3 protein-coding genes are annotated in these 886 nt (G+C 43.8%); all 3 read right to left on the bottom strand.

The genetic code is table 11. The features are described 5' to 3' along the window. Positions 1–203: IS66 family transposase (locus A3SI_RS16840; protein ID WP_040671352.1), on the bottom strand; the 203-nt coding region annotated here is incomplete at its 3' end. Continuing rightward, positions 134–484 (bottom strand): hypothetical protein, encoded by a 351-nt coding sequence (locus A3SI_RS23450; protein ID WP_083836587.1) that lies wholly within the window; start codon positions 482–484, stop codon positions 134–136. The genes A3SI_RS23450 and A3SI_RS16840, both read right to left, overlap by 70 nt. Positions 485–486: 2 nt before the next feature. After that, positions 487–798, bottom strand: coding sequence for a hypothetical protein (locus tag A3SI_RS19260; protein WP_156810382.1), 312 nt, complete (start codon positions 796–798; stop codon positions 487–489). Positions 799–886: the final 88 nt, after the last annotated feature.

Genomic DNA, 886 nt, shown 5'->3' with positions numbered 1-886 from the left:
TTTTTATTTAACCAGTTGCCCAAAGTTTCCAGTATCGGAATCGCCTGCTCTTGTCTCAGCTTGGCGCGTGCTTCGGAGCTTAGACCGGCTTCCCTCATACTACTTTCTAAAGCATAGAGCACACGCATCTGCCCTACGACATACTGCGCAGCCTCTTGATCGTACTTTTCTGCTTCCACGAACTTGCGCCGTGCATGTGCCATGCAAAAAGACAGCATAATGCTAGGATGCTGATCGAATAGGGAATGCTATACCCCATAGCCATCTGTCTGGATGATTCCCTTGAATTCACCTCTTCTCCGATAACGACGCATCCTTCTGTAGACTCCGTAGGCTCAATATAAACATCTTCTCTGCGTAGTGTTTCAGGAAGCGTCATGCGGCCTTGTCCTTTCTCACGCTTTTTACGCTTGACAGTGACTGTTTCCTCGTCGCTATCCGCTTCACCATCACCCCCCATCTTAGCCTGGTCAGCTTCGGGCACACCTAGTGTAAATAGATTGAGCTGATCGGAGTCAACGTTTTCAGCACGTCTTTTTTGGAGCCAAAAATGATTTTAAGTAGCTTGTCTAATTCAGAGCGGTATTTAAAAATGACCTGCTCTTTCTTCTCTATGAGCTCTTGCTTTTCAATTAAAAGGTTTTCTTTTTCGAGCAGAGAATTTTCTTTTTGAGATAAGGTCAACAGAGCTCGGCAAACCCATCTGTAATCGGTAAATACAACTGCACCAATTTCGGTAAATAAGACTGCACCATATTTGGCAACAAGAATGCACCACCAATAATCCCTTAGGGGCATGCCCCTAAGGGATTTTGGACTATTTTGCTAGCGTATCAAAACTAGCACTTTATGAATGTGTATTTAAACAAATTTATGGTTTATTTTG

It is taken from the genome of Nitritalea halalkaliphila LW7, assembly GCF_000265075.1.
Classification (GTDB): domain Bacteria; phylum Bacteroidota; class Bacteroidia; order Cytophagales; family Cyclobacteriaceae; genus Nitritalea; species Nitritalea halalkaliphila.
The sequence above is the reverse complement of the archived record's forward strand: the minus strand, read 5'-3'. Positions and strand labels throughout refer to the sequence as shown.